At 61.5% G+C, this 24082-nt stretch carries 23 protein-coding genes; 5 read left to right on the top strand and 18 right to left on the bottom strand.

Annotated features, from left to right (window positions below):
* Positions 1 to 97: 97 nt before the first annotated feature.
* From MRY17_RS20240 to arcD (MRY17_RS20190), 11 genes are all read right to left on the bottom strand, one after another.
* The gene (locus MRY17_RS20240) at positions 98 to 586 is read right to left on the bottom strand and encodes an RDD family protein (protein WP_243352756.1); all 489 of its coding nucleotides are present in this window, start codon (positions 584 to 586) and stop codon (positions 98 to 100) included.
* 93 nt (positions 587 to 679) lie between these two features.
* Positions 680 to 895, bottom strand: a complete 216-nt coding sequence (locus MRY17_RS20235) for a cold-shock protein (protein ID WP_057723827.1) — start codon at positions 893 to 895, stop codon at positions 680 to 682.
* A 393-nt stretch (positions 896 to 1288) separates the two neighbouring features.
* Positions 1289 to 2413 (bottom strand): glycine cleavage system aminomethyltransferase GcvT, encoded by a 1125-nt coding sequence (gcvT, locus tag MRY17_RS20230; RefSeq protein WP_181284987.1) that lies wholly within the window; start codon positions 2411 to 2413, stop codon positions 1289 to 1291.
* A gap of 231 nt (positions 2414 to 2644) precedes the next feature.
* The gene (gene gcvP, locus MRY17_RS20225; protein WP_243352755.1) at positions 2645 to 5482 is read right to left on the bottom strand and encodes an aminomethyl-transferring glycine dehydrogenase; all 2838 of its coding nucleotides are present in this window, start codon (positions 5480 to 5482) and stop codon (positions 2645 to 2647) included.
* A gap of 10 nt (positions 5483 to 5492) precedes the next feature.
* Complete coding sequence (gene gcvH / locus MRY17_RS20220; protein ID WP_065949356.1) at positions 5493 to 5876, bottom strand: glycine cleavage system protein GcvH; 384 nt, start codon at positions 5874 to 5876, stop codon at positions 5493 to 5495.
* A gap of 411 nt (positions 5877 to 6287) precedes the next feature.
* A complete protein-coding gene (locus tag MRY17_RS20215; protein ID WP_243352754.1) occupies positions 6288 to 7796 on the bottom strand; it encodes a sigma-54-dependent transcriptional regulator in 1509 nt (502 codons plus the stop codon).
* Positions 7797 to 7978: 182 nt separating this feature from the next.
* Entirely contained in the window at positions 7979 to 8341 is a 363-nt protein-coding gene (locus tag MRY17_RS20210) for a DUF5064 family protein (protein ID WP_191955996.1), read from the bottom strand.
* Between the two features lie 18 nt (positions 8342 to 8359).
* Entirely contained in the window at positions 8360 to 9289 is a 930-nt protein-coding gene (arcC, locus tag MRY17_RS20205; RefSeq protein WP_243352753.1) for a carbamate kinase, read from the bottom strand.
* 171 nt (positions 9290 to 9460) lie between these two features.
* Complete coding sequence (locus MRY17_RS20200) at positions 9461 to 10471, bottom strand: ornithine carbamoyltransferase (RefSeq protein WP_124427406.1); 1011 nt, start codon at positions 10469 to 10471, stop codon at positions 9461 to 9463.
* A 12-nt stretch (positions 10472 to 10483) separates the two neighbouring features.
* Positions 10484 to 11740, bottom strand: a complete 1257-nt coding sequence (gene arcA, locus MRY17_RS20195; protein WP_124427405.1) for an arginine deiminase — start codon at positions 11738 to 11740, stop codon at positions 10484 to 10486.
* 25 nt (positions 11741 to 11765) lie between these two features.
* On the bottom strand, positions 11766 to 13193 hold the full coding sequence (arcD, locus tag MRY17_RS20190; RefSeq protein WP_243352752.1) for an arginine-ornithine antiporter: 1428 nt from the start codon (positions 13191 to 13193) through the stop codon (positions 11766 to 11768).
* 401 nt (positions 13194 to 13594) lie between these two features.
* Between arcD (MRY17_RS20190) and arcD (MRY17_RS20185) the strand changes: the two genes are divergently transcribed.
* Positions 13595 to 15022 carry an arginine-ornithine antiporter gene (gene arcD, locus MRY17_RS20185; protein ID WP_243352751.1) on the top strand — a complete coding sequence of 476 codons (1428 nt, stop codon included), beginning with the start codon at positions 13595 to 13597 and terminating at the stop codon, positions 15020 to 15022.
* 108 nt (positions 15023 to 15130) lie between these two features.
* Here the strand turns inward: arcD (MRY17_RS20185) and MRY17_RS20180 are convergent, their stop codons facing one another.
* From MRY17_RS20180 to MRY17_RS20150, 7 genes are all read right to left on the bottom strand, one after another.
* Positions 15131 to 16480 carry a CoA transferase gene (locus MRY17_RS20180; RefSeq protein ID WP_243352750.1) on the bottom strand — a complete coding sequence of 450 codons (1350 nt, stop codon included), beginning with the start codon at positions 16478 to 16480 and terminating at the stop codon, positions 15131 to 15133.
* 37 nt (positions 16481 to 16517) lie between these two features.
* Positions 16518 to 17864, bottom strand: coding sequence for a sensor histidine kinase (locus MRY17_RS20175; protein ID WP_243352749.1), 1347 nt, complete (start codon positions 17862 to 17864; stop codon positions 16518 to 16520).
* 69 nt (positions 17865 to 17933) lie between these two features.
* Entirely contained in the window at positions 17934 to 18401 is a 468-nt protein-coding gene (locus MRY17_RS20170) for an LTXXQ domain protein (RefSeq protein WP_191952318.1), read from the bottom strand.
* Between the two features lie 241 nt (positions 18402 to 18642).
* Positions 18643 to 19320, bottom strand: a complete 678-nt coding sequence (locus MRY17_RS20165) for a response regulator transcription factor (protein ID WP_181284977.1) — start codon at positions 19318 to 19320, stop codon at positions 18643 to 18645.
* Between the two features lie 7 nt (positions 19321 to 19327).
* Positions 19328 to 19735, bottom strand: a complete 408-nt coding sequence (locus MRY17_RS20160; protein ID WP_191952317.1) for a translation initiation factor 2 — start codon at positions 19733 to 19735, stop codon at positions 19328 to 19330.
* Between the two features lie 105 nt (positions 19736 to 19840).
* Entirely contained in the window at positions 19841 to 20140 is a 300-nt protein-coding gene (locus MRY17_RS20155) for a YciI family protein (protein ID WP_243352748.1), read from the bottom strand.
* A gap of 1 nt (position 20141) precedes the next feature.
* Positions 20142 to 20738, bottom strand: coding sequence for a septation protein A (locus tag MRY17_RS20150; RefSeq protein ID WP_065896412.1), 597 nt, complete (start codon positions 20736 to 20738; stop codon positions 20142 to 20144).
* 87 nt (positions 20739 to 20825) lie between these two features.
* Here MRY17_RS20150 and MRY17_RS20145 point away from each other — a divergent pair, with 87 nt between their 5' ends.
* The 4 genes from MRY17_RS20145 (at position 20826) to scpB (ending at position 24078) form a co-directional block, all read left to right on the top strand.
* Positions 20826 to 21689, top strand: coding sequence for a PHP domain-containing protein (locus MRY17_RS20145; protein WP_065895058.1), 864 nt, complete (start codon positions 20826 to 20828; stop codon positions 21687 to 21689).
* 13 nt (positions 21690 to 21702) lie between these two features.
* Complete coding sequence (locus MRY17_RS20140; protein WP_065887636.1) at positions 21703 to 22332, top strand: L-threonylcarbamoyladenylate synthase; 630 nt, start codon at positions 21703 to 21705, stop codon at positions 22330 to 22332.
* Positions 22333 to 22452: 120 nt separating this feature from the next.
* Complete coding sequence (locus MRY17_RS20135; RefSeq protein ID WP_191952429.1) at positions 22453 to 23151, top strand: segregation and condensation protein A; 699 nt, start codon at positions 22453 to 22455, stop codon at positions 23149 to 23151.
* Positions 23152 to 23163: 12 nt separating this feature from the next.
* A complete protein-coding gene (gene scpB / locus MRY17_RS20130; RefSeq protein ID WP_191955989.1) occupies positions 23164 to 24078 on the top strand; it encodes an SMC-Scp complex subunit ScpB in 915 nt (304 codons plus the stop codon).
* The last annotated feature ends 4 nt before the right edge of the window (positions 24079 to 24082 follow it).

Genomic DNA, 24082 nt, shown 5'->3' with positions numbered 1-24082 from the left:
CTCCCGATAGCGGTGGATCAGTCAAATATTGGGTGACTGTCACACCGCCATCGGGGGCAAGCCCCCTCCCACATTTTGGTCTTCACTTGGCAGGTGGTTACTTCTTTTGCTTGGGGATCCGCACCAGTTGCGTGTCCGAATAGATGTCATGCCAGCTACGTTTTTGCTTGTCGAACAGCGACCAGATAAACCCCAGCCCAACGCACAACCATGATGCAATCGACACCACAAAACGCAGCAGCGCCTGCCACAAGGTGATACGCGTGCCGTCGGCGTTTTGCACGCGTACGCCCCATACCTGCATGCCCAGGGTCTGCCCGGAATGGGTCCAGAACTTGGCGAAAAAACCAAACAGCACAAACAGCAGAATCGTTGACAGTAACGGATCGCCATCCAGCGTGCCGGATTCGGTAAGTGCGCGCATCTTCGCCTCACCCACGAAGGCGATCCACACCAGCTTGTAGATAAATGCGGTGACGATCAGCAGCGCGGTGCACAACAGGAAGTCATAGAACATCGCTGCCAGGCGGCGGCCCAGGCCAACGGCGGGGAACTCGCCTTGGGGGCGCAACAGGGGTTTGGACATGGCAGGGCTCTCTGCTGAAAACCTGCAGTTTACGCAATGACGCCCATAAAAAAGCCCCTGATGTCATATCAGGGGCTTTTTGTCGCAGGAAGGTTAGGTGTTCTCTGCTTGGACTTCGTCAGCCTGCATGCCTTTCTGGCCTTGCACGGCAACGAATGACACTTTCTGGCCTTCTTTCAGGCTTTTGAAGCCGTTGCCCTGGATAGCGCGGAAATGCACGAACAGATCCGGGCCGCTTTCTGGAGTGATAAAACCAAACCCTTTCTCGTCGTTAAACCACTTGACGGTACCGCTCTGACGTTCAGCCATTTTCTTCTTTCCTTTGACGCTAAAAATTAATGACAGCCCCTTTCACATGAAAGAGTACTGGGCTGGGTTGCAGGAAAGTAAGAGACGTCGAACGGGTTGTAGCGTTACTACTTCAGCTACTGCCCAGGTCCAGGTTCCAAGCGACCCATGCAAACACAGTGGGGAAACTCTACGCCAACTAATATGAAAAAAACAAGCCCTGTCAGGACGCCCGATTTTGCTCGGGCTGATGACGGTTTGTTGAATAAAGTGGCGCTGGCTTATTCGATAGATAGACTCACTTGTTATAGGGAAATCTCCATAACAAAGACTATCGCCTGTGCACTGTTATATGGCGATTGCGTTACAGTTTAGTGCACGCAACGCAATCGCGTTACTTATTGAAACAGGTAGTCAGCCCCGGAAGTAACGTTGCGGTACAAATGGCATTTTACTTACACGTAACGGCACCTTTTTCCCACGCACCAGCGCGGAAACCTCGGTATCCAATGCCACAAATGCGCTGTCCAGGTAACCCATGGCCAGCGGGGCGCCCAAGGTTGGGCCAAACCCGCCACTGCACACGCTGCCGATCACGGTGCCGTGTTCGTCGACAATCTCAGCACCTTCACGCACCGGCGTACGCTCCTGGGGCAGCAAACCGACGCGCTTGCGGCTCACGCCGGTTTGTTGTTGGGTGAAGATCCGGTCTGCGCCGGGGAAGCCGCCAGCACGGGCGCCATCGGCACGGCGAGCCTTGGAGATCGCCCACAACAGGCTGGCTTCGATCGGGGTGGTGTCGGTGTTCATGTCGTGACCGTACAGGCACAGGCCGGCTTCCAGGCGCAGGGAGTCGCGAGCACCCAGGCCGATGGCTTGCACTTCGGTCTCGGCCAGCAGGCTGCGGGCCAGGCTCTCGGCATTTTCAGCCGGTACGGAAATTTCGAAGCCGTCTTCACCGGTATAGCCGGAGCGGCTGACGTAGCAGTCCACGCCCAGCAGGCGCAGGGTGGCGAATTGCATGAACGTCATCTGGGTAACTTCAGGTGCCAGCCGCGCCAATACCTTCACTGCCGCCGGACCTTGCAGGGCCAGCAGGGCGCGTGCTTCGAAGAGCGGCTCGATGCTGCACTGGTCGCCGATGTGTTGACGCAAGTGCGCCAGGTCCTGGTCCTTGCAGGCGGCATTGACCACCAGGAACAGTTCGTCGTTGCCCAGGTTGGCCACCATCAGGTCGTCGAGAATGCCGCCCTGTTCGTTGGTGAACATCGCGTAGCGCTGCATGCCCACCGGCAGGTCGATGATGTCCACCGGTACCAGGGTTTCCAGGGCCTTGGCGGCATTGGCGCCGGTCAGGCGGATCTGGCCCATGTGCGACACATCGAACAGCCCGGCCTGTTCACGGGTGTGCAGGTGTTCTTTCATCACGCCCAACGGGTATTGCACCGGCATGTCGTAGCCGGCGAAGGGCACCATGCGCGCGCCCAACTCAAGGTGCAGTGCGTGCAATGGGGTTTTCAACAGGGTTTCGGTGGACATGTTCAGCTCCTGAAAAACGTGCTGGCGCGCTTGTAGGCGTCAGCACTCGATAATGTTGACCGCCAAACCGCCACGGGGGGTTTCTTTATTATTTTTCGAAATCATACGCGGTCAAATGTGGGAGGGGGCTTGCCCCCGATGGCGGTGTGTCAGCCACCAGATTTATCAACTGATGCTCAGCTATCGGGGGCAAGCCCCCTCCCACATTTTGATCCCATTCAGCTAGTCGGGTTATGCGTAGCTCTCGATCGACGGGCACGCACACACCAGGTTGCGATCGCCAAACACGTTGTCGACCCGGCCCACCGGCGGCCAGTACTTGCCTTCGATCAACGAGGCTAGCGGGTACACCGCCTGTTCACGGCTGTACGGGTGCGTCCACTCGCCCACCAGTTCCGCTGCGGTATGTGGGGCGTTCCTGAGGGGGTTGTCGTCCTTGTCCAGGGTGCCGTTTTCCACTGCGCGAATTTCTTCGCGGATGGCGATCATGGCATCGCAGAAGCGGTCCAGTTCTTCCCTGGATTCACTTTCGGTCGGCTCGATCATCAAGGTGCCGGCCACCGGGAACGACATAGTCGGCGCATGGAAGCCAAAATCGATCAGACGCTTGGCCACGTCGTCCACGCTGATGCCGCTGCTGTCTTTCAACGGGCGCAGATCGAGGATGCATTCGTGGGCCACCAGGCCGTTGCTGCCGGTGTAGAGCACCGGGTAGTGCTCTTCCAGGCGACGGGAGATGTAGTTGGCATTCAGGATCGCCAACTGCGATGCACGCTTGAGGCCGGCGCCGCCCATCATGCTGATGTACATCCAGGTGATCGGCAAAATGCTCGCGCTGCCGAACGGCGCCGCGCACACCGCACCTTCCTTGCGCTCCATGGCCGCGTGGCCTGGCAGGAAGGGCGTGAGGTGCGACTTGACGCCAATCGGGCCGACGCCCGGGCCGCCACCGCCGTGGGGGATGCAGAAGGTTTTATGCAGGTTCAGGTGGGAAACATCGCCGCCGAACTTGCCCGGTGCGCACAGGCCCACCATTGCGTTCATGTTGGCGCCGTCGATGTACACCTGGCCTCCGTTGTCGTGGATGATCGCGCAGATGTCGCGAATGCCTTCCTCGAACACGCCGTGGGTGGACGGGTAGGTGATCATCAGCGCGGCGAGGTGCTCGCGGTGTTCAATGGCCTTGGCGCGCAGGTCTTCGATGTCGACGTTGCCCCGTGCGTCGCAGGCGGTGACTACCACGCGCATGCCGGCCATGTTGGCGGTTGCCGGGTTGGTGCCGTGGGCCGACGAGGGGATCAGGCAGATGTCGCGGCGCGCTTCGCCACGGCTCTGATGGTAGGCGCGGATCGCCAGGAGGCCGGCGTACTCACCCTGGGAACCGGCGTTCGGTTGCAGGGAGATGGCGTCATAACCGGTGGCCGCGCAGAGCATGGCCTCCAGTTCGCTGGTCAGTTGCTGGTAGCCGGCGCTTTGGTCGGCCGGGGCGAACGGGTGCAGGGCGCCGAATTCGGCCCAGGTCACCGGGATCATTTCGCTGGCGGCGTTGAGTTTCATGGTGCACGAACCCAGCGGGATCATGGTGCGGTCCAGCGCCAGGTCCTTGTCGGCCAGCTTGCGCAGGTAGCGCATCAGCTCGGTTTCCGAATGATAACGGTTGAACACCGGGTGGCTGAGGATCGGTGACTGGCGCAGCAGGGCGCTCGGCAGGGTACTTTCGGTGGCGGCGAAGGCAGGCAGGGCCTTGCCGTCGGCAAAGATCGCCCACAAGGCTTCGATATCGGCCTGGGTGGTGGTCTCGTCGACCGAAAGGCCAACGCGCTCGGCGTCCACTACGCGCAGGTTGATGCGCTGGGCATGCGCTTTATCGTGCAGGGCAGAGGTGTTTGCGCCGGTGTTGACGGTGATCGTGTCGAAGAAGTGTTCCTGCTCGACCTTCAGGCCCAGGGTGGTCAGGCCCTTGGCCAGGATCGCGGTCAGCTGGTGAATACGCTGAGCGATCCGGGTCAGGCCTTCAGGGCCGTGATACACGGCGTACATGCTGGCGATGTTGGCCAGCAGCACTTGCGCGGTGCAGATGTTGCTGGTGGCCTTCTCGCGGCGGATATGTTGCTCGCGGGTCTGCATGGCCAGGCGCAGGGCCGGCTTGCCGAAACGGTCCACCGAGACACCGACCAGACGGCCCGGCATGTCGCGCTTGAACGCATCCTTGGTAGAGAAGTACGCCGCGTGCGGGCCGCCGAAGCCCAATGGCACGCCGAAGCGCTGCGCGCTGCCGATGGCCACGTCGGCGCCGAACTCGCCCGGCGGGGTCAGCAGCGTCAGGGCCAGCAGGTCGGCGGCCACGGCCACCAGCGCATGGGCGGCGTGGAAGCGTTCGGTCAGCTCGCGATAATCGAACACATCACCGTTGCTGGCCGGGTATTGCAGCAGGGCGCCGAAGAAAGTGCTGACGTCGCTCAGTTCGCGCTCATCGCCCACTACCACATCAATGCCCAGCGGCTCGGCACGGGTGCGCAGTACGTCGAGGGTTTGCGGATGGCTGTGCACCGAGGCGAAGAACGCGTTGCTGCCTTTGTTCTTGCTCAGGCGCTTGCAGAAGGTCATGGCTTCGGCGGCGGCGGTGGCTTCGTCGAGCAGGGAGGCGTTGGCGATCGGCAGGCCGGTGAGGTCGCTGATCAAGGTCTGGAAATTCAGCAGCGCTTCCAGGCGGCCTTGGGAAATCTCGGGCTGATACGGGGTGTAGGCGGTGTACCAGGCAGGATTTTCCAGGAGATTGCGCAGGATCGGCGACGGCGTATGGCAGTTGTAGTAACCCTGGCCGATATAAGTCTTGAACAGTTGGTTCCGGCTGGCAATGGCCTTGATCCTGGCCAGGGCCTCGGCTTCGCTCAGGCCGTCTTCCAGGCCGAGCACGCTGGTGCCCTTGATGCTTTCCGGGATCACGCTGGCGCTCAGGGCTTGCAGGGAATCAAAACCCAGGCTGGCGAGCATCTGCTGCTCGTCTTCCTGGCGCGGGCCGATGTGGCGGGCGATGAATTCGTTGGCGGTGGTCAGATTAACGGTCATGGCGCGCTCCTCAGGCTTCAGCGTTGGCTTTGATCAGGCGGTCGTACGCATCCTGATCCAACAGCTTAGCCACTGCACTGGCATCGGTCGGTTTAAAGCGGAAGAACCAGCCGTCGCCCATCGGGTCCTCGTTGACCAGTTCGGGGCTGCCATCGAGTTTGTCATTCACTTCGAGGACTTCACCGTCCAGAGGCATGTACACGCCGCTGGCGGCCTTGACCGATTCCACGGTGGACGCTTCGGCGCCTTTATCGTAGGCCTGCAGCTCAGGCAGTTGCACGAAAACCACATCACCCAGCGCGTTCTGTGCAAAAGCGGTAATGCCCACGGTGACGCTGCCATCGGCTTCGGCGCGCAGCCATTCGTGATCTTCAGTGAAACGCAACTCGCTCATGGAAACTCCTCAGGGCCAGATTCGTCTGGTGGACGGGATTGGAATAATGGGAGTTGCTTAGCAATATCGCGGCCAAGGTTATTAAAGCGTTACAAAGCAATGGGTTATCGAATAGCGTGATAACGCGGTGTGTTTTAGGTGTAGTGATTTCGCTACAGTTCAGCTTGAGAAAAAAAGGCTATGCGGATCAAAGCCTTGCATGGCGCGCGAAAAGCAGGGTTGTAGCGATATCGTTACGCTGTAGCGATTTCAGGACAGCGGACGTCGTTCTCAGACCAAAACCTGGAATGCCTTTCAAATGTGGGAGGGGGCTTGCCCCCGATAGCAGTGGGTCAGTGAAAGATAAGTTGGCTGACACACCGCAATCGGGGGCAAGCCCCCTCCCACATTGGTTTTGTATTTCACATTGAGCTAGGGTTTGTTTGGAATGCCGTACTTGCGCAGGCGATGGGCAATCGCGGTATGGGAGGTCTGCAGACGGCTGGCCAGTTGGCGGGTCGAGGGGTAGCTGGTGTAGAGCTTTTCCAGCAGGTCGCGCTCGAAGTCTTCCATGGCCTGTTCCAGGCTGTCGATTTCGCCGTCGTTCTGGCGGGCGACGGAAGTGCCGGCGATGTCCAGATCGCCGATGTCCACCAGGCTGCTTTCACAGATGGCGGCGGCGCGGAAGATCACGTTTTGCAACTGACGCACGTTGCCCGGCCAGCGGTTGCCCAGCAGCGCCGGATAGGTGCCGGGGGCCAGGCGGCAGACGGGGCGCTGGATCTGGGCACAGGCCTGCTGCATGAAGTAGCGCGCCAGCAGCAGGATGTCCTGGCCGCGCGCGCGCAACGGCGGCACTTCAACGTTGAGTACATTGAGGCGGTAGAACAGGTCTTCGCGGAAGGTGCCTTCGCTGACCATCTTTTCCAGGTCGCGGTGGGTGGCGCTGAGGATGCGCACATTGACCTTCACTTCACGGTCGCCGCCTACCCTGCGAAAGCTGCCGTCATTGAGAAAGCGCAGCAACTTGGCCTGCAGGTACGGCGACATCTCACCGATTTCATCGAGGAACACCGTGCCCTGGTTGGCCAGTTCCATCAGCCCCGGCTTGCCCCCGCGTTGCGCACCGGTAAAGGCACCCGGGGCATAACCGAACAGTTCGCTCTCGGCGAGGTTTTCCGGCAGCGCCGCGCAGTTCAAGGCCAGGAACGGTGCGCTGTGGCGTGCGCTGATTGCATGGCAGGCACGCGCCACCAGCTCTTTGCCGGTGCCGGTCTCGCCCTGGATCAGCAGCGGTGCATCCAACGCCGCCACGCGCTGCGCGCGCGCCTTGAGCGTGCGGATGGCCGGGGATTCGCCGAGCAGCGCGTCAAACCCTTCGGCATGGTCGTGGTGCAGCGCCGACAGTTGCTCGCCGATGCGGTTGGGCGGGTAGAGGGTGAGCAGGGCGCCGGCATCAGTGATCGGCGTGGCTTCCAGCAACAGGGTCTGGCCGTTGACGCTGATCTCGCGCAATGGCAGGCGAAAGCCATGTTCCAGCAAGGTGTCCAGCAGCCCTGGGTCATTGAACAGCGCGGCGATGCTTTCGCCGGCCGGTTCGCGCCCGTACAGGGCGATCAATGCAGGGTTGGCCAACAAGATCGTGCCCGCGCTGTCCAGCGCCAGCACCGGGTCGGTCATGGCTGCCAGCAGGGCGTCGAGTTGCAGGTGGCGGCGCTGGCCGGGGAGGATGTCGACCACGGTCACCGCCTGCACGCCGTGCACGCTGAACAGCGCATCGCGCAGCTCTTCCAGCACTTGGGCACTCAGGGTCGGAGCGTCGATATAGACGTTGGGCGGCACCATCTCCACCGCATCCAGGTTGAGATTGCGCCCACCGAGCAGGGCCAGGACTTCCTGGGTAATGCCGACGCGGTCGATGAAGCTGACGTGGATACGCATGGGGCGATTGCAATTCTGGGGAGCAGAGGCGGCAAGTATGCCTGAGCGGTGATGGAGATCAAAAATGTGGGAGGGGGCTTGCCCCCGATAGCAGTGTGTCAGCCAAAAAACTGTCACTGATCCACCGCTATCGGGGGCAAGCCCCCTCCCACATTTGAACAATGTTGTGTCAGTGCAAGGTGTTATTGCAGGTGTTCGGGCTTGACCGGATCGCCTGATTTCACATCCAGCTGATGCCGCACATCTTCGAACATCAAGTCGTACTGCTTGTGCATCGAGCCGTTCAACACGGCCATCTTCGGCATGCCATATTTCTGCGCGATGTTCATCGCATGACGGGCAAAGTCGAATGCCTGGTCCTTGGGCAGGAAGAATTCTTCCTTGAGGTCCTTGCCCTGCACTGAACCGTGCAGCTTGAACAGCATGCCCTTGCCTTCCCTGGGGTCCTGGCTGACTTCATAGTCGATGTGCAGGTTGTAGCTGTAGTCATGCTCGTTGAGTGCGTGACGTTCGACGTGCAAGTGTCCCGGTTCAAAGGTAGCCATAGGCAAATCTCCTCTACTTCACAGATAGGTGATGCCAGGTGTCGCCGTGCTGATGCGCGTGCCGGCGTGGCCCTGGACGATGGCTTCGATGTCCGAGAGTGAACCGATCACCGCGGTTTTGCCAGTCTGGCGGGCGAACTCGCAGGCGGCTTGCACCTTGGGGCCCATGGAGCCGGCGGCGAAGCCCAGTTGTTCCATGGCGTCCGGATGAGCCTGGCTGATGGCCTTCTGGGTGGGCTTGCCGAAGTCGACGAATGCGGCGTTGACGTCGGTGGCGATCACCAGCAGATCGGCGTCCAGTTGCGCGGCGAGCAAGGAGGAACACAGGTCCTTGTCGATCACCGCTTCAATGCCTTTGAGCTTGCCGTCTTCGTCATACATCGTCGGGATGCCGCCGCCGCCGGCGCAAATCACGATGGCCTTTTTCTCCAGCAGCCATTTGATCGGGCGGATTTCGAAGATGCGTTTCGGGCGGGGGCTGGCCACCACACGCCGGTATTTGTCGCCATCCGGAGCAATCGCCCAGCCTTTTTCGGCGGCGAGTTTCTCGGCTTCGGCCTTGGTGTACACCGGGCCGATGGGCTTGGTAGGGTCCTGGAAGGCCGGGTCCTTGGCGTCAACTTCTACCTGGGTCAGCAGGGTGGCGAAGGGCACTTCGAAGTCCAGCAGGTTGCCCAGTTCCTGTTCGATGATGTAGCCGATCATGCCTTCGGTTTCGGCGCCCAGCACGTCCAGCGGGTAAGGCGAAACGCTGGTGTAGGCCGCCGCCTGCAACGACAGCAGGCCGACTTGCGGGCCATTGCCGTGGGCGATCACCAGCTCGTTGCCGGCGTGGATCTTGGCGATCTGTTCGGTGGCGATGCGGATATTGGCGCGTTGGTTGTCCGCGGTCATGGGTTCACCACGGCGCAGGAGGGCGTTGCCGCCCAGGGCTACGACGATGCGCATAGAAAATGTCCTTCTGAAATCCATCGTTGTGAACACTGGTCTGAATGTGGGAGGGGGCTTGCCCCCGATAGCAGTGTGTCAGTCGAAAAATCTGTCCCTGAGGCACCGCCATCGGGGGCAAGCCCCCTCCCACATTTTGACCCTGTTCCTACCGTAGAAGCTGTGTAGAAATCAGATATCCGCCAGCGCTGACACCAGGATCGCCTTGATGGTGTGCATGCGGTTTTCCGCCTGCTCAAAGGCGATGTTGGCCGGCGATTCGAAGACTTCCTCGGTCACTTCCACGCCATTGGCCAGGTGTGGATAACGCGCGGCGATGTCTTTGCCGACCTTGGTTTCGCTGTTGTGGAACGCCGGCAGGCAGTGCATGAACTTCACCCGTGGGTTGCCCGAGGCCTTCATCATCTTGGCGTTGACCTGGTACGGCAGCAGTTGCTCGATACGCTCGTCCCAGGCTTCCACCGGCTCGCCCATGGACACCCAGATATCGGTGTGGATGAAGTCCACGCCCTTGACCGCCTCGGCTGGGTCTTCGGTGATGGTGATGCGTGCGCCGCTTTCTTCAGCAAAGGCCTGGCACTGCTTGATGAAGTCGTCGTGGGGCCACAGCGCTTTTGGCGCGCCGATGCGCACGTCCATGCCCAGCTTGGCACCGATCATCAGCAGCGAATTGCCCATGTTGTAGCGCGCGTCCCCAAGGTAGGCGTAGCTGATGTCATGCAGCGGCTTGTCGCTGTGTTCGCGCATGGTCAGGGTGTCGGCGATCATTTGCGTGGGGTGGAATTCGGCGGTGAGGCCGTTGAACACCGGCACGCCGGCGAACTTGGCCAGCTCTTCGACAATTTCCTGCGCAAAGCCACGGTACTCGATGGCGTCGAACATGCGCCCGAGTACGCGGGCGGTGTCCTTCATGCTTTCCTTGTGGCCGATCTGCGACGACACCGGGTCGATGTAGGTGACGTGGGCGCCCTGGTCGTGGGCCGCCACTTCGAACGCGCAACGGGTGCGGGTCGAGGTTTTTTCGAAGATCAGCGCGATGTTCTTGCCTTTGAGGTGCGGGCGCTCGGTGCCGGTGTATTTGGCGCGCTTGAGGTCGCGGGACAGGTCCAGCAGGTAGTTCAGCTCGCGGGTGGTGTGGTGCATCAGCGACAGCAGGCTGCGGTTGCGCATATTGAAAGCCATGATGAAGTCTCCTTAATAGTCGATAGGGTCGCGGATGATCGGGCAGGTCATGCAGTGGCCGCCGCCACGGCCTCGGCCGAGTTCACCGGCGCTGATGGTGATGACTTCCACCCCGGCCTTGCGCAGCAGGGTGTTGGTGTAGGTGTTGCGGTCGTAGCCGATGACCACGCCCGGTTCCACGGCCACCACGTTGTTGCCGTCGTCCCACTGCTCGCGTTCGGCGGCGAAGCTGTTGCCACCGGTCTCGACCACGCGCAGCGCCTTGAGGTTGAGGGCGGCGGCGACGGTGTCGAGGAAGTGGGTGGTCTCGCGCTGGATATCGATACCGTGGGGCTTGCTCTCGTCAGGGCGCAGGGTGAAGGGCACGATCTGGTTGACCACTTCGGGGAAGACGGTGACCAGGTCGCGGTCGCAGAAGCTGAACACGGTGTCCAGGTGCATTGCGGCGCGGGATTTGGGCAGGCCGGCCACGATGACCTTCTCGACTGCCTTGTTCTTGAACAGGTTGCGCGCCAGTTGGCCGATGGCCTGGTGCGACGAGCGCTCACCCATGCCGATCAACACCACGCCGTTGCCAATTGGCATCACGTCACCGCCCTCGAGCGTGGCAGCGCCGTGTTCCTGGTCGGGGTCGCCGTACCAGATCTGGAAGTCGGCGTTGGTGAATTCCGGGTGGAATTTATAGATGGCGCTGGTCAGCAGGGTTTCCTGGCGTCGCGCCGGCCAGTACATCGGGTTGAGCGTCACGCCGCCGTAGATCCAGCAGGTGGTGTCGCGGGTGAACTGGGTATTGGGCAGCGGTGGCAGGATGAAACTGGCGTGGCCGAGGAAGTCGCGGAACATCTCGATGGTCCTGCCGCCGAAGCTGCTCGGCAAATCATCGGCCGACACGCCACCGATCAGGAACTCGGTGATCTTGCGCGGCTCCAGGCTGCGCAGCCATGAGCTGACTTCATCGGCGAGGCCCACGCCCACCGTATTGGCGGTGATCTTGCGCGCCAGGATCCAGTCCAGGGCTTCGGGAATGGCGACGATGTCGGTCAGCAGGTTGTGCATTTCCAGCACATCAATGTCCCGCTCGCGCATCTTGGTCACGAAGTCGAAGTGGTCGCGCTTGGCCTGGGCCACCCAGAGCACGTCATCGAACAGCAGCTCGTCGCAGTTGTTGGGGGTCAGCCGCTGGTGGGCCAAGCCTGGGGAGCACACCATGACTTTGCGCAGTTTGCCGGCTTCGGAATGGACGCCGTACTTAGCTTTTTCCGTGGTCATTACAGATCCTCCAGTGAACATGCAGTTACAGAGTCAGGAAGCCGTCGTAGAGCCCATAAGCCGCCACCAGGGCGCCAATGACCACTGCGGCGAAAATCAGCTTCTCGACGTTGGTGAATATCGGTTTGCCCAGTTCACGCTTGGCCTTGGCGAACAGGATCGCGCCGGGGGCGTAGAGCAGGGCGGACAGCAGCAGGTATTTGGTGCCGCCGGCGTAGAGCAGCCAGATCGCATAGATCAGGGCCACGGCGCCGATGAACAGGTCTTTCTTGCGTTCTTTGAGGGCGTTTTCGTAGGTTTCGCCGCGTACCGCCAACAGCAGGGCGTAGGCCGCCGACCAGAGGTAGGGCACCAGGATCATCGAGGTGGCGAGGTAGATCAGGGACAGGTAGGTGCTGGCGGAAAACAGCGTGATCACCAGGAACAGTTGCACCATCGCGTTGGTCAGCCACAGGGCGTTGACCGGCACATGATTGGCGTTTTCGCGGCGCAGGAACTCCGGCATGGTGTGGTCCTTGGCGGCGGCGAACATGATTTCCGCGCACAGCAGCACCCACGACAGCAACGCACCGAGCAGCGAAATGATCAAGCCGACGCTGATCAACACCGCGCCCCAGTGGCCCACCACATGCTCCAGCACGGCGGCCATCGACGGGTTCTGCAGCTTGGCCAGTTCCGGCTGGGTCATGATCCCCAGGGACAGCACGTTCACCAGCATCAGGAACAGCAGCACGGTGATAAAACCGATCACGGTGGCCTTGCCGACGTCGCTGCGTTTCTCCGCCCGGGACGAGAAGATGCTGGCGCCCTCGATACCGATGAACACCCACACGGTGACGAGCATCATGTTGCGCACCTGGTTCATCACACTGCCCAGTTCCGGGTTTTTCACGCCCCAGATGTCAGCGGTGAAGATGTCCAGCTTGAACGCGAACAGGGCGATCAACACGAACAGCACCAATGGCACCACTTTGGCGACGGTGGTCACCAGGTTGATGAACGCCGCTTCCTTGATCCCGCGCAGCACCAGGAAATGCACGGCCCACAGCAACACCGACGCGCCAATCACGGCGGCCGGGGTGTTGCCTTCGCCAAAGATCGGGAAAAAGTAACCGAGGGTGCTGAACAGCAACACGAAGTAACCGACGTTGCCCAGCCAGGCACTGATCCAGTAACCCCAGGCAGACGAAAAACCCATGTAGTCGCCGAAACCGGCCTTGGCGTAGGCGTAGACACCGCCGTCCAGGTTCGGCTTGCGGTTGGCGAGGGTCTGGAACACGAATGCGAGGGTCAACATGCCGATGGCGGTAATCACCCAGCCAATCAATACCGCGCCCACGTCGGCACTGGCGGCCATGTTTTGCGGCAATGAGAAGATTCCGCCGCCGATCATTGAGCCTACGACCAGTGCAACCAGCGCACCAAGCCTTAGTTTTCCGGGTGAATCAGACATTGCGTGACTCCAATGCAGGAGAGAGAGATCACAGAATAATTCCGTGCGCCGATCAAACAGCTGACTCAGATCACTTCATTGGCACATTCCATTGTAAATTAATGACTTGGGAGGGAAGTTCGTGGGACGATGAAAATCCCGAAGAAGCGCTTTGCAGAGCGCTTCTTCCCTCCTGATTAATCATTCGGTTTGGCGTGGCTGTATGACGCTAGTTCCTATTCGAGAATGTGCAAACTTTTTAATTAATGTTTGACGATTGCGTCATGCCGCCTTATTTAAATTCTAAATAGGCCTAAACTTCCTGTGTTTACATGCCTATATGTTATGAAGCACTGCGCTTATTAAGTGAATTAATAATGCGCCCCAGTGTCAGCTGAAAAAATTTATTCCGAGGAACTTCAATGTCCCAGCCCGCACAGAAACTTCGACTCAGTGCCCTGATCGCCCTGGTGGTGGGTTCGATGATCGGCGGTGGGATCTTTTCCCTGCCGCAGAACATGGCCGCACGGGCTGGCGTGGGCGCCGTGCTGATCGGCTGGGCCATCACGGCGGTCGGCATGCTGACCCTGGCCTTTGTGTTCCAGACCCTGGCCAACCGCAAGCCCGAGCTGGATTCCGGGGTGTATGCCTACGCCAAGGCCGGATTTGGCGACTACATGGGCTTCTCGTCCGCCTGGGGTTACTGGATCAGCGCGTGGATGGGCAATGTCGGGTACTTCGTCTTGCTGTTCAGCACCCTCGGCTACTTCTTTCCGGCGTTCGGCCAGGGCAATACGCCGTTGGCCATCGGCTGTGCGTCGGTATTGCTGTGGGCCGTACATTTTCTGGTGATGCGCGGGATCAAGGAGGCGGCGTTCATCAACCAGATCACTACGGTAGCGAAGATTGTGCCGCTGCTGATGTTTATCGTGATTGCGGCGGTGGCGTTCAAGGCGGATATCTTCAGCCGCGATATCTGGGGCCTGGGCAACCCGCAAATGGGCAGTGTGACGGACCAGGTGCGCCACATGATGCTGGTCACGGTGTTTGTGTTCATCGGCATTGAAGGCGCCAGCGTCTACTCGGCGCGGGCCGAGAAACGCGCGGACGTGGGCCGGGCCACCGTGATCGGGTTTCTCGGCGTGCTGGCGCTGCTGGTGCTGGTGAATGTGCTGTCCCTGGGGATCATGAGCCAGCCGGAACTGGCACAGTTGCAAAACCCTTCCCTGGCCGGGGTGCTTGAACATATCGTCGGGCCCTGGGGAGCGATATTGATCAGCATTGGCCTGGCGGTTTCGCTGCTGGGGGCGCTGCTGTCATGGGCGTTGCTGTGTGCCGAAATCCTCTACGCCACCGCCCAGGACAAGACCATGCCGGCGTTCCTGAAGAAGGAAAATGCCAACCAGGTGCCCGTCAACGCGCTGTGGCTGACCAACGTGATGATCCAGGCGTTCCTGGTGATCACGCTGTTTTCAGCCAGTACCTACACCACCCTGATTTACCTGGCATCGTCGATGATTCTGGTGCCTTACCTGTGGTCGGCGGCCTATGCGGTGCTGTTGAGCGGGCGTGGGGAAACCTACGAAGGCGCCCAGCGTCGGCGCATGAAGGACTTGCTGGTGGGCCTGATTGCCCTGGCTTACGCGGTGTGGCTGTTGTATGCGGGCGGCCTGAAATACCTGCTGCTGTCGGCGCTGCTTTACGCGCCCGGGGTGATCCTGTTCGCCCAGGCCAAGCGCGAGCAGGGTCAGGTCTTGTTTACCCCGGTGGAAAAAGGCATTTTCGGCTGCGTGGTTGCAGGTGCCGGGGTGGCGGCCTATGGGCTGTACAGTGGGGTGTTGTCGTTGTGAGAGGTCGGTGGCTGTACTGGCCTCATCGGGGGCAAGCCCCCTCCCACATTTGATTTGTGAACACATTCAAAAGTGGGAGGGGGCTTGCCCCCGATAGCGGTTCTGAGGTCACCACTGAGGCCGGTGTGAACCCAATTCCCCAGCCGGCAAATCCCATTGCAACGGCGTGCCGCTGATGGTCAGGGGCGCCAGCAGCCGATGCGCCTGGCCCCAGGCGGTCTGCTCCACCAGCAGGCCTTGATCACCCGCTTCTTCGGCCCGCAACGCCGGCTGCTCCGGCACTTGCCCCGCATCCACCAGTAACTTCGCGGTACGTGCCAGCGACAACCGCGCCGAACCACCACGCCCGGACTTCAAGCGTTCGCTCAGCGCCCGGATCGCGCTCGCCGCCATCAAATACCCGGTCGCGTGGTCCAGCGCCTGCACCGGCAGGGGCGATGGCCTGTCCGCCCGCTTCCAGACCATCCCGGCCTCGGCAATCCCGCTGCTCATCTGCACCAGGCTGTCAAAGCCGCGTCGGTTGCGCCACGGGCCGCTCCAGCCGTAGGCATTGAGGCTGACGTCGATCAGGCCCGGCGCGATGCGTTGCAGTGCGTCGCCCGCATAGCCCAATTGTTCCAACGCATCGGCACGGTAACCATGGAACAGAATGTCGGCCTCTGCGAGCAACGTTTCGAAGACCTGCCGGCCTTCAGCGCTTTTCAGGTCAAGACGCGCGCAGCGCTTGCCCAGAGTCATTTCCGGCACCACGCCGGGCTCGTCCCAGGTGGGCGAGTCGATGCGCAATACGTTCGCGCCCAGGCCCGCGAGGAAACGACTGGCGACGGGGCCGGCCAGGACGCGGGTCAAATCCAGCACCTTGAGACCTGCCAGCGGGCGGGCCGCAGTGCCTGGCCAGGGGTTGTCGCCGGTGGTGTCGAAGGCCTGCCGCTGTATCAGTGGCTCGGCGTTTACCGCCAGGCCTTGCGGGTGACTTTGCCAGGCTTGCCAGGTGCGCATTTGCGCCGCACACCCACCCTCGTCGACCACCGCCTGTTCCAGTTCGGCGGCGTTCCATTGGGCGACGTTACGCGCCATTTGTGTGCGTTCAGTCACCTTGCCCAGCACCCGTTCAGCAGCGGCGCGGTGATGGGGCGCATTGGTGTGCAGGCGAATCCAGCCGTCGGCGCTGACGTAGTCACCGGCTATCGGGTCCCACAGCGGCGGCACCTGCCAGCCCAGCGGGCGAATCGATGAGGAGAACCAGAACGAGGCGAGGCGACGGTCTACGCTGACGCCGGGCAAGCGCCCACTCAACTGTTGGATCAACTCGGCAACGGCCTGGCCGGCGCCGCCAATGCTGGCGGCGGCCAGGTCAGTCACGGCGAAGGCCGAGGGCAGGGCGCCGGGCTCGTTCAGGGTCAGCGGAGTGTGCGGTAGATCGAGTGCGGCTTGGATGGGTGTCAGCAGGTCAGTCATCGAAGGCCCTCCGTAAGAGAAGGGCAACTATAGAAGATCATCCGGCCGATGTGGCAACCCCGGGCACCAACGGCAGTTCGACACTGGCTACAAAGCCGCCGCCCGGATGATTGGCCAGGATCAGTTGGCCGCCGTGACGTTCGGCGGCGCGACGGGCAATCGCCAGGCCCAGGCCGTGACCTTGGGCTGTCTGGCCGGGTGCACGGTAGAACGGCTCGCCCAGTTGGCTCAGGTGCTCGGCTTCAACGCCGGGGCCGTGATCGCGCACGCTGATCAGGATCCGTTCGCCGTGCCGCTGCGCATGCAACTCGATGGGTTGGCCGGCCGGGTTGAAGCGCTGGGCATTGCGCAGCAGGTTATCCACGGCGCGCTCGATCATGGTCGGCCAACCCTTGAGGCGCAGGTCGGGTTCAGCCGTCAGTTGCACCTCTTGCTCCGGCGCGCTGAGCTGGGCGTCCTTTTGCAGCGTGTTGAGCAGCGGGTTGAGGTCGAACTCTTCGGCGCTGGCATTGTCTGCGTCCACCCGGGCCAGCACCAGAATTTCACTGATCAGGGCTTCCAGGCGGTCGCATTCGCGGGTCAGGCGCGGCCAGAGTTTTTCCCGTTCTTCGGAGCTGGCACGCTCGGCCAGGGCCAGGGCGATACGCAGGCGGGCCAGGGGCGAGCGCAGCTCGTGGGAAACGTCGCGCAACAGTTGGCGCTGGCTGCCGATCAGGCTTTGCAGGCGGGCGCCCATGCGGTTGAAGTCGGTGGCCAGCACGCCGAATTCATCACGGCGGTTGGCCAGTTGCGCCAGGCTGTTCTGCTGGTACGTGGCTTGGCCCAGGTCATGCACCGCACCGCGCAGTCGGCTTAAGGGTCGGGTGATGGACAGGGTCACCAACAGGCTGAACAGTGTCAGTACGACCAAGGCAATGGCCAGGGCGCTGAACGGCCACAACAGGCTGCTGCGGTGCCAGGCGTCCAGCTCCGGATGAGGAATGCGATAGATCAGCAGGTAGGTGTCCCCGGTTTTTTCGCTGGTGTATTCGGCGGTCAGGCGCCGCCAGGGCAGATGGCCGTCCTGGCTGTCATTCTGCCGGGCTTCGAAGGCGGCGGCGCGACGCGGGAAGGTGCCGCGTACCACCGGCTCGCCGCCTTCGTTGAGCACTTGCACGTCAATGTGGTACTGGCGCTTGCGTTGCTGCAGCAAGTCCTGGGCTGCCTCTTCGCCTTGGGCTTCGTAGAGTTGCGTCCACTCCTGCGCCAGGTTGTTGAGGCCCGGATGGCGGCTGAGAATCCAGGCGTCCTGGTTCAGCATATGCCCCAGCAGGATCGACAACCCGGCAACCAGGGCGATGGCCAACCAGAAACTCGCCAGGATGCGCCAGAACAATGACCGCACAGGAAACCCTCAAACAGGAAAAGCCCAGCGGCGGGGGGCCACTGGGCTGGGAGCATTAACGCTGGGGCATTATTGCGCTTTTTGCGGCTGTTGCGCTTTCCAGGCCTGGAATTCCTTCCATTCGGCGCGACGCTGCTCTTGTTGCTTGACGATCTCGTCGAACTTCTTCTGCTGGTCGGGCTTGAGTATGGCGCGGATATCGGCCTGGGTTTTCTGCTTGCCGGCGGCGATCTCGTCCTGCATGGCTTTCTGGTCAGCGGCTGGCAGTTTGTCCAGGTACTTCTGGGTCAGGTCTTTGCGAGCGTGCCATTGGTCACCCATCAACTTGCGGATCTGCTCGCGTTGTTCCTTGCTCAGATCCAGTTGGCTGAACGGGCCGCCTTTACCACGCGGGCCGTGTTCACCGTGACCCGGGCCACCCATCATGTGGCCTTCCGGGCCGCCCATCGGGCCAGGGCCTGGACCTTCCGGCAGGGCGGCCATGGCGACGGCAGGCAGTGCGGCGGCGAACATCAAAGCGATAAGGGTCTTGCGCATGGTGATTCTCCTGTCTCTGTTCCGGTGAGTCCGGATGTGAGTAGATTAAGGAGATCAAGGTCAGCGGCGGTCAGGGGAGCGTAAAGCTTGGGTAAAGATAAAACTCTGTAGGAGCGAGGGGGACGCCTAGTTCTTGCTCGCGAAAAACGTCAACGATAACGCTGGCATTCTGATTGAATGCGGTGCCTTTGCGGTCTTCGCGAGCAAGCTCGCTCCTACAGAGGGCGGGCGTGAGTTGTGTTTAGAGGCTGTAGTAGTAACCGCGACTGCGCAGCGCCACGATCCGCGGCCGACCGTCCGGGTGCGGGCCGATCTTCTTGCGCAGGTTGCTCACGTGCATATCCAGGCTGCGATCGTACAGGGTCAACTTGCGGCCCAGGGCGATCTGCGCCAGTTCCTGCTTATCCAGTGGTTCGCCGGGTTGGCGCAGCAAAGCTTCGAGCAGGCGGCTTTCGGAGACCGTCAGGGTAAATTCCTGCTCGTCGATGCTGACCACCCCGCGCACCGGGCTGAAGCACAGATCGCCCAGCTCAAGTTGGGTCGACACGGCTGCCGGGTGGCTGCGGCGCAGCACGGCGCGCAAGCGTGCGGTGAGTTCGCGCGGGTCGCATGGCTTGGCCAGGTAATCGTCGGCACCCAGTTCCAGGCCGAGGATGCGGTCCAGGGGTTCGCCCCTGGCCGAGAGCATCAGCACCGGCAATTCCGGGTGGTCGTTGCGCAACTGCTTGAGCAACTCCAGGCCGCTGCCGTCGGGCAGCATCACATCGAGCACCACCGCCGCCGGAGCGGCTTCGGCCAAGGCCTTGCGGGCGCTGGAGCCGTCATGGCAGGCGCGCACCTGGAAACCTTCCTGGCTCAGCCAACTGGTCAGCAGCTCACAGAGCTCCTGGTCATCATCTATCAGTAACAGCTCGCTCATGACTCACTCAATTTAGCCATTGTCGACGACGACGGTGCCCACCGCTGGCAAAAATGCCGCACAGCAGGGCGATCAGTGCGACGGCCGCGCCGATGACAAACCATTGCTGCTGCTCGGTCAGCCATCGGGTCAAGGCGCCGCCCTGTGTCTCTTTGAGTTGCTGGGCCAGGCGTTGGTTCTCCTGGCGCAAGCGACTCAGTTGCGCGCTTTCCTGGCTCGATTGCGCGCTTTGCAGTTGCTTGCTCAGTGCTTCGCGCAGCCCCTCGCTTTCTTTCAAGCGTTGCTGCAATTCGGTGATCTGGCTACCGGCACTCAAGGACAGCGGCGTGGAGCTGCCACCATTGGAGAGCTCTTCAGCCTGGGCCGTCGCCCCGATCATTAACACTGTCAACAGACACAACTGACGTAAGCGCATCGGAACTCCTGATTCCACACGAATATTCAGAATGTTGTCGGCAGGTTACCGGGAATAATGAGCCATCGGGTTGCGCCGAACCGTTCAGGTTCGGCGCAACCGGACTCAGGGCAGGACTTGCTTGAACGGCTTGATCACCACATCAGCGTAGACACCCGCCGCCACATACGGATCAGCCTTGGCCCACGCCTGGGCATCGGCCAGGGACGCGAACTCGGCAACGATCAGGCTGCCGGTGAAACCCGCGTCGCCCGGGTCGTTGCTGTCGACGGCCGGGTGCGGGCCGGCCAGTACGACGCGGCCTTCGGCTTGCAACTGCTTGAGGCGCTCGACATGGGCCGGGCGCACGCTCAGGCGTTTTTCCAGCGAATTGGCAACATCGGTGGCAATGATGGCGTAGAGCATGTCAGTCCTCGGTTTTCGGCGTGGTGGCGGCAGTGTCATGCAGGTGGCGCGACAGGTAGATACCCTGGCCGACCAGGAACAGCAGGGTCATGGCCAGGCTGCCGAACACCTTGAAGTCCACCCAGTAGTCTTGAAAGGTAAAGGCCACGAACAGATTGGCGGCACCGCAGAAAATGAAGAACACGATCCAGGCCACGTTCAAGCGTACCCAGATCGGCTCCGGCAAGGTCAGCGCGTGGCCCATGATCCGCTTGATCAGCAGGCGGTCGCCAATGAAGTGGCTACCGATGAAGACCAGGGCAAACAGCCAGTTGACCACCGGAGCTTTCCATTTGAGGAAGGTTTCGCTGTGGAAGGCCAGGGTCAGGCCGCCGAACACCAGGCAGGCGACGAGGGTCAGCCACTGGCTTTTTTCCAGCTTGCGCTGGGAGATGAAGATGGCGCCGTACACCACGATGGAGCTGATGATCAGCACGGCGGTGGCGCTGTAGATGCCGCCGAACGACAGTTCGTGACCGGCGATATCGATGACCCTGGGGTCGAGCTTGGTGACGATGAAAAACAGCAACAACGGGATGAAGTCGATGAATTGTTTCACAGTAAGAGCCAGAAGCTGGATGTGGCGGCATAATAACAAACATCCTTGGTTGCGATAGCGCCAGCTGACTTGAGGTTACACACTCCCGTGAATGTTGATTTGCACTGCCACAGCACGGCCTCCGACGGCGCCCTGGCGCCTGCGGTACTGGTTGCGCGTGCGTTTGAAAAAGGCGTGCGAGTCCTGTCGCTGACCGACCACGACACCCTCGAAGGCCTCGATGAGGCCCGCACGGCGGCCCATGCTTTGGGTATGCAACTGGTCAACGGCGTGGAATTGTCCTGCACCTGGGGCGGCGCCACCATTCATGTACTCGGCTACGGTTTCGAGCAGAACGCCCCCGCCCTGGTGGCCGCCATCGCCCAATTGCACGATGGCCGCTGGCTGCGGTCCGAGGAAATAAGCCGCAAGCTCAGCCTTAAAGGCATGCCCGGCGCCCTTGACGGCGCCCGCGCCATCCAGCAGGAACTGGGCGACAGCGGTAACGCACCGGCCCGTCCGCACTTTGCCGACTGGATGGTGCGTGAGGGGTTCGTCAAGGACCGCGCCGAAGCCTTCCGTAAATGGTTGGGCGCGGGCAAGCTGGGCGATGTGAAGCAACATTGGCCGACCCTGGAAGACACCGTCGGCACCCTGCGGGCCGCCGGGGCCTGGGTCAGTCTGGCGCATCCCTGGCATTACGACTTTACCCGCAGCAAGCGTCGCAAGCTGATCGGCGACTATATTGGAGCGGGTGGTCACGCGATCGAAGTGGTCAACGGGCATCAACCCGCCGAGCAGGTCGGCAGCCTGGCGATCCTGGCGCGCGAATTTGGTCTGCTGGTCAGTGCCGGCAGTGACTTTCATGGCCCGGGCGGCTGGTCCGAGATCGGCGAGTATCGCCAGGTTCCGGAAGACCTGCCGCTGTTATGGGGGCGATTCAAGCATGACCCCATTATTGCCACCGTCTGAACAGGTAGAACACGTGAGTCAATTCTTCCAGATTCATCCGGAAAACCCCCAGGCGCGTCTGATCAAGCAGGCCGTCGAAATCATTCGCGCCGGCGGCGTGGTGATCTATCCAACTGATTCGTCCTACGCCATCGGTTGCCAGATCGGCGACAAGGGCGCGGTCGAGCGGGTCAGGCGCCTGCGTGAGCTGGACAAGAATCATAACTTTGCACTGATCTGCAGTGATTTGTCGCAGTTGGGGCTGTTCGCCAAGGTCGACACGGGCACCTTCCGCCTGCTCAAGGCGCACACCCCAGGGCCCTACACCTTCATTCTCAACGCCACCCGCGAAGTGCCGCGCCTGTTGCTGCACCCGAAGAAGCGCACCATCGGCCTGCGCGTGCCGGAACACCCCATCGCCCTGGCGCTGTTGGCCGAGTTGGGTGAGCCGCTGATGAGCGTGTCGTTGATCATGCCGGGCGATACCGAGCCGCTGGAGGACCCGTACGAAATGCGCCAGTTGCTGGAGAAACAGGTGGATCTGATCATCGACGGCGGCTTTGGCGGCGGTAAAGCGTCCACGGTGATCAACCTGGCCGACGGCGAACCCGAAGTGATCCGTGTGGGTTGCGGCGACCCGACGCCGTTCATGGTCGAGGCCTGAATGTCGGTCGTGGAAACCGTCGATCCCCAGGCGGGCGCCCAGCAGGAACTGCCATTTGCCATGGTCTATGGCCAGGCAGTCATGGAAATGCCGCTGGACCTGTACATCCCGCCCGACGCTCTGGAAGTCTTCCTCGAGGCCTTCGAAGGCCCGCTGGACTTGCTGCTGTACCTGATTCGCAAACAGAACATCAACATCCTCGATATTCCCGTGGCGGAAATCACCCGGCAGTACATGGGCTACGTCGAATTGATGCAGTCGGTGCGCCTGGAACTGGCTGCCGAATACCTGGTGATGGCCGCCATGCTCGCCGAGATCAAGTCGCGCATGCTGCTGCCGCGCTCGGAGACGGTCGAGGCCGAAGAAGATGACCCGCGCGCCGAACTGATTCGGCGCTTGCAGGAATACGAGCGCTTCAAGGCCGCAGCCGAAGGTATCGACGGTTTGAGTCGTGTAGGCCGGGATGTGGTGGTGCCCAAGCTGGACGCGCCCGAGGCGCGCGCGCGCAAATTGTTGCCTGACGTCAGCCTTGAAGAGCTGCTGATGTCCATGGCCGAGGTGCTGCGTCGCGGCGATATGTTCGAAAGCCATCAGGTCAGCCGCGAAGCCCTGTCCACCCGCGAGCGCATGAGCGATGTGCTGGAGCGCCTCAAGGGCGGCGGGTTTGTGCCGTTTGTCGCGCTGTTCACCGCAGAAGAAGGGCGCCTGGGGGTGGTGGTGACCTTCATGGCGATCCTGGAGCTGGTCAAGGAATCCTTGGTCGAGCTGGTCCAGAATGAGCCGTTTGCGGCTATCCATGTGCGGGCGCGAGCCGAATAACGAGTTGAATCGATGAATCTGACTGAACCCCGCGAACTGGCGCCCTTACTGGAAGCGTTTCTCCTGGCCTCGGGCAAACCGCAATCCCTGGAGCGCCTGTTCGAACTCTTTGAAGAGGCCGAGCGTCCCGAACCGCCGGTGTTCAAGAAGGCGCTGGAGATCCTGCGCAAGTCCTGCGACGGTCGCGCCTTCGAATTGCGTGAAGTGGCATCGGGTTACCGCCTGCAGATCCGCGAGAAGTTTTCCCCGTGGGTGGGGCGCTTGTGGGAAGAACGCCCGCAACGTTATTCACGGGCAATGTTGGAAACCATGGCGTTGATCGCCTATCGCCAGCCGATCACCCGGGGCGAGATCGAAGACGTGCGCGGCGTGGCGGTCAACAGCCATATCGTCAAGACCTTGCTGGAGCGCGAGTGGATCCGCATCGTCGGCTACCGTGACGTGCCCGGCAAACCGGCGATGTTCGCCACCACTAAAGTGTTCCTCGATCACTTCAATCTGAAAAACCTCGACGACCTGCCGCCGTTGGCCGAGCTGCGCGAGATGGAAGCCGAGCCGGTGCTGGATTTCGACGACGCGCCGGTGCCGGCGGGCCTGCAGGAGCTGGCCGATGCCAGTGCCGAGCCGGAGGAGCCCAAGGATGAGACCAGTTTCCATACTTTGCTGCTGGAACTGGACGATATGGAGCAGGGGATCAAGACCGACTTTGACGATTTATTGCGCGATGCTGCCGACGAGCCGCAAACCCAGGTGAACGTTGAGCCCGAGCCCGACGTCGAAGAAGACATCCTCGGCGTCGCCGATGCCCGCGAAAAACTGCTGGCCGCCGTCGCCGCCCTCGAGCAGCCGCCGCTGAGCGATGAGGAAGACGAAGCCCGGGCACTGGCCGAGGCCATCGAAAACGAACGCCGCCAACTCGAAGACTGACGCG

The sequence above is a fragment of the Pseudomonas orientalis genome (assembly GCF_022807995.1).
Classification (GTDB): domain Bacteria; phylum Pseudomonadota; class Gammaproteobacteria; order Pseudomonadales; family Pseudomonadaceae; genus Aquipseudomonas; species Aquipseudomonas orientalis_B.
The sequence above is the reverse complement of the archived record's forward strand: the minus strand, read 5'-3'. Positions and strand labels throughout refer to the sequence as shown.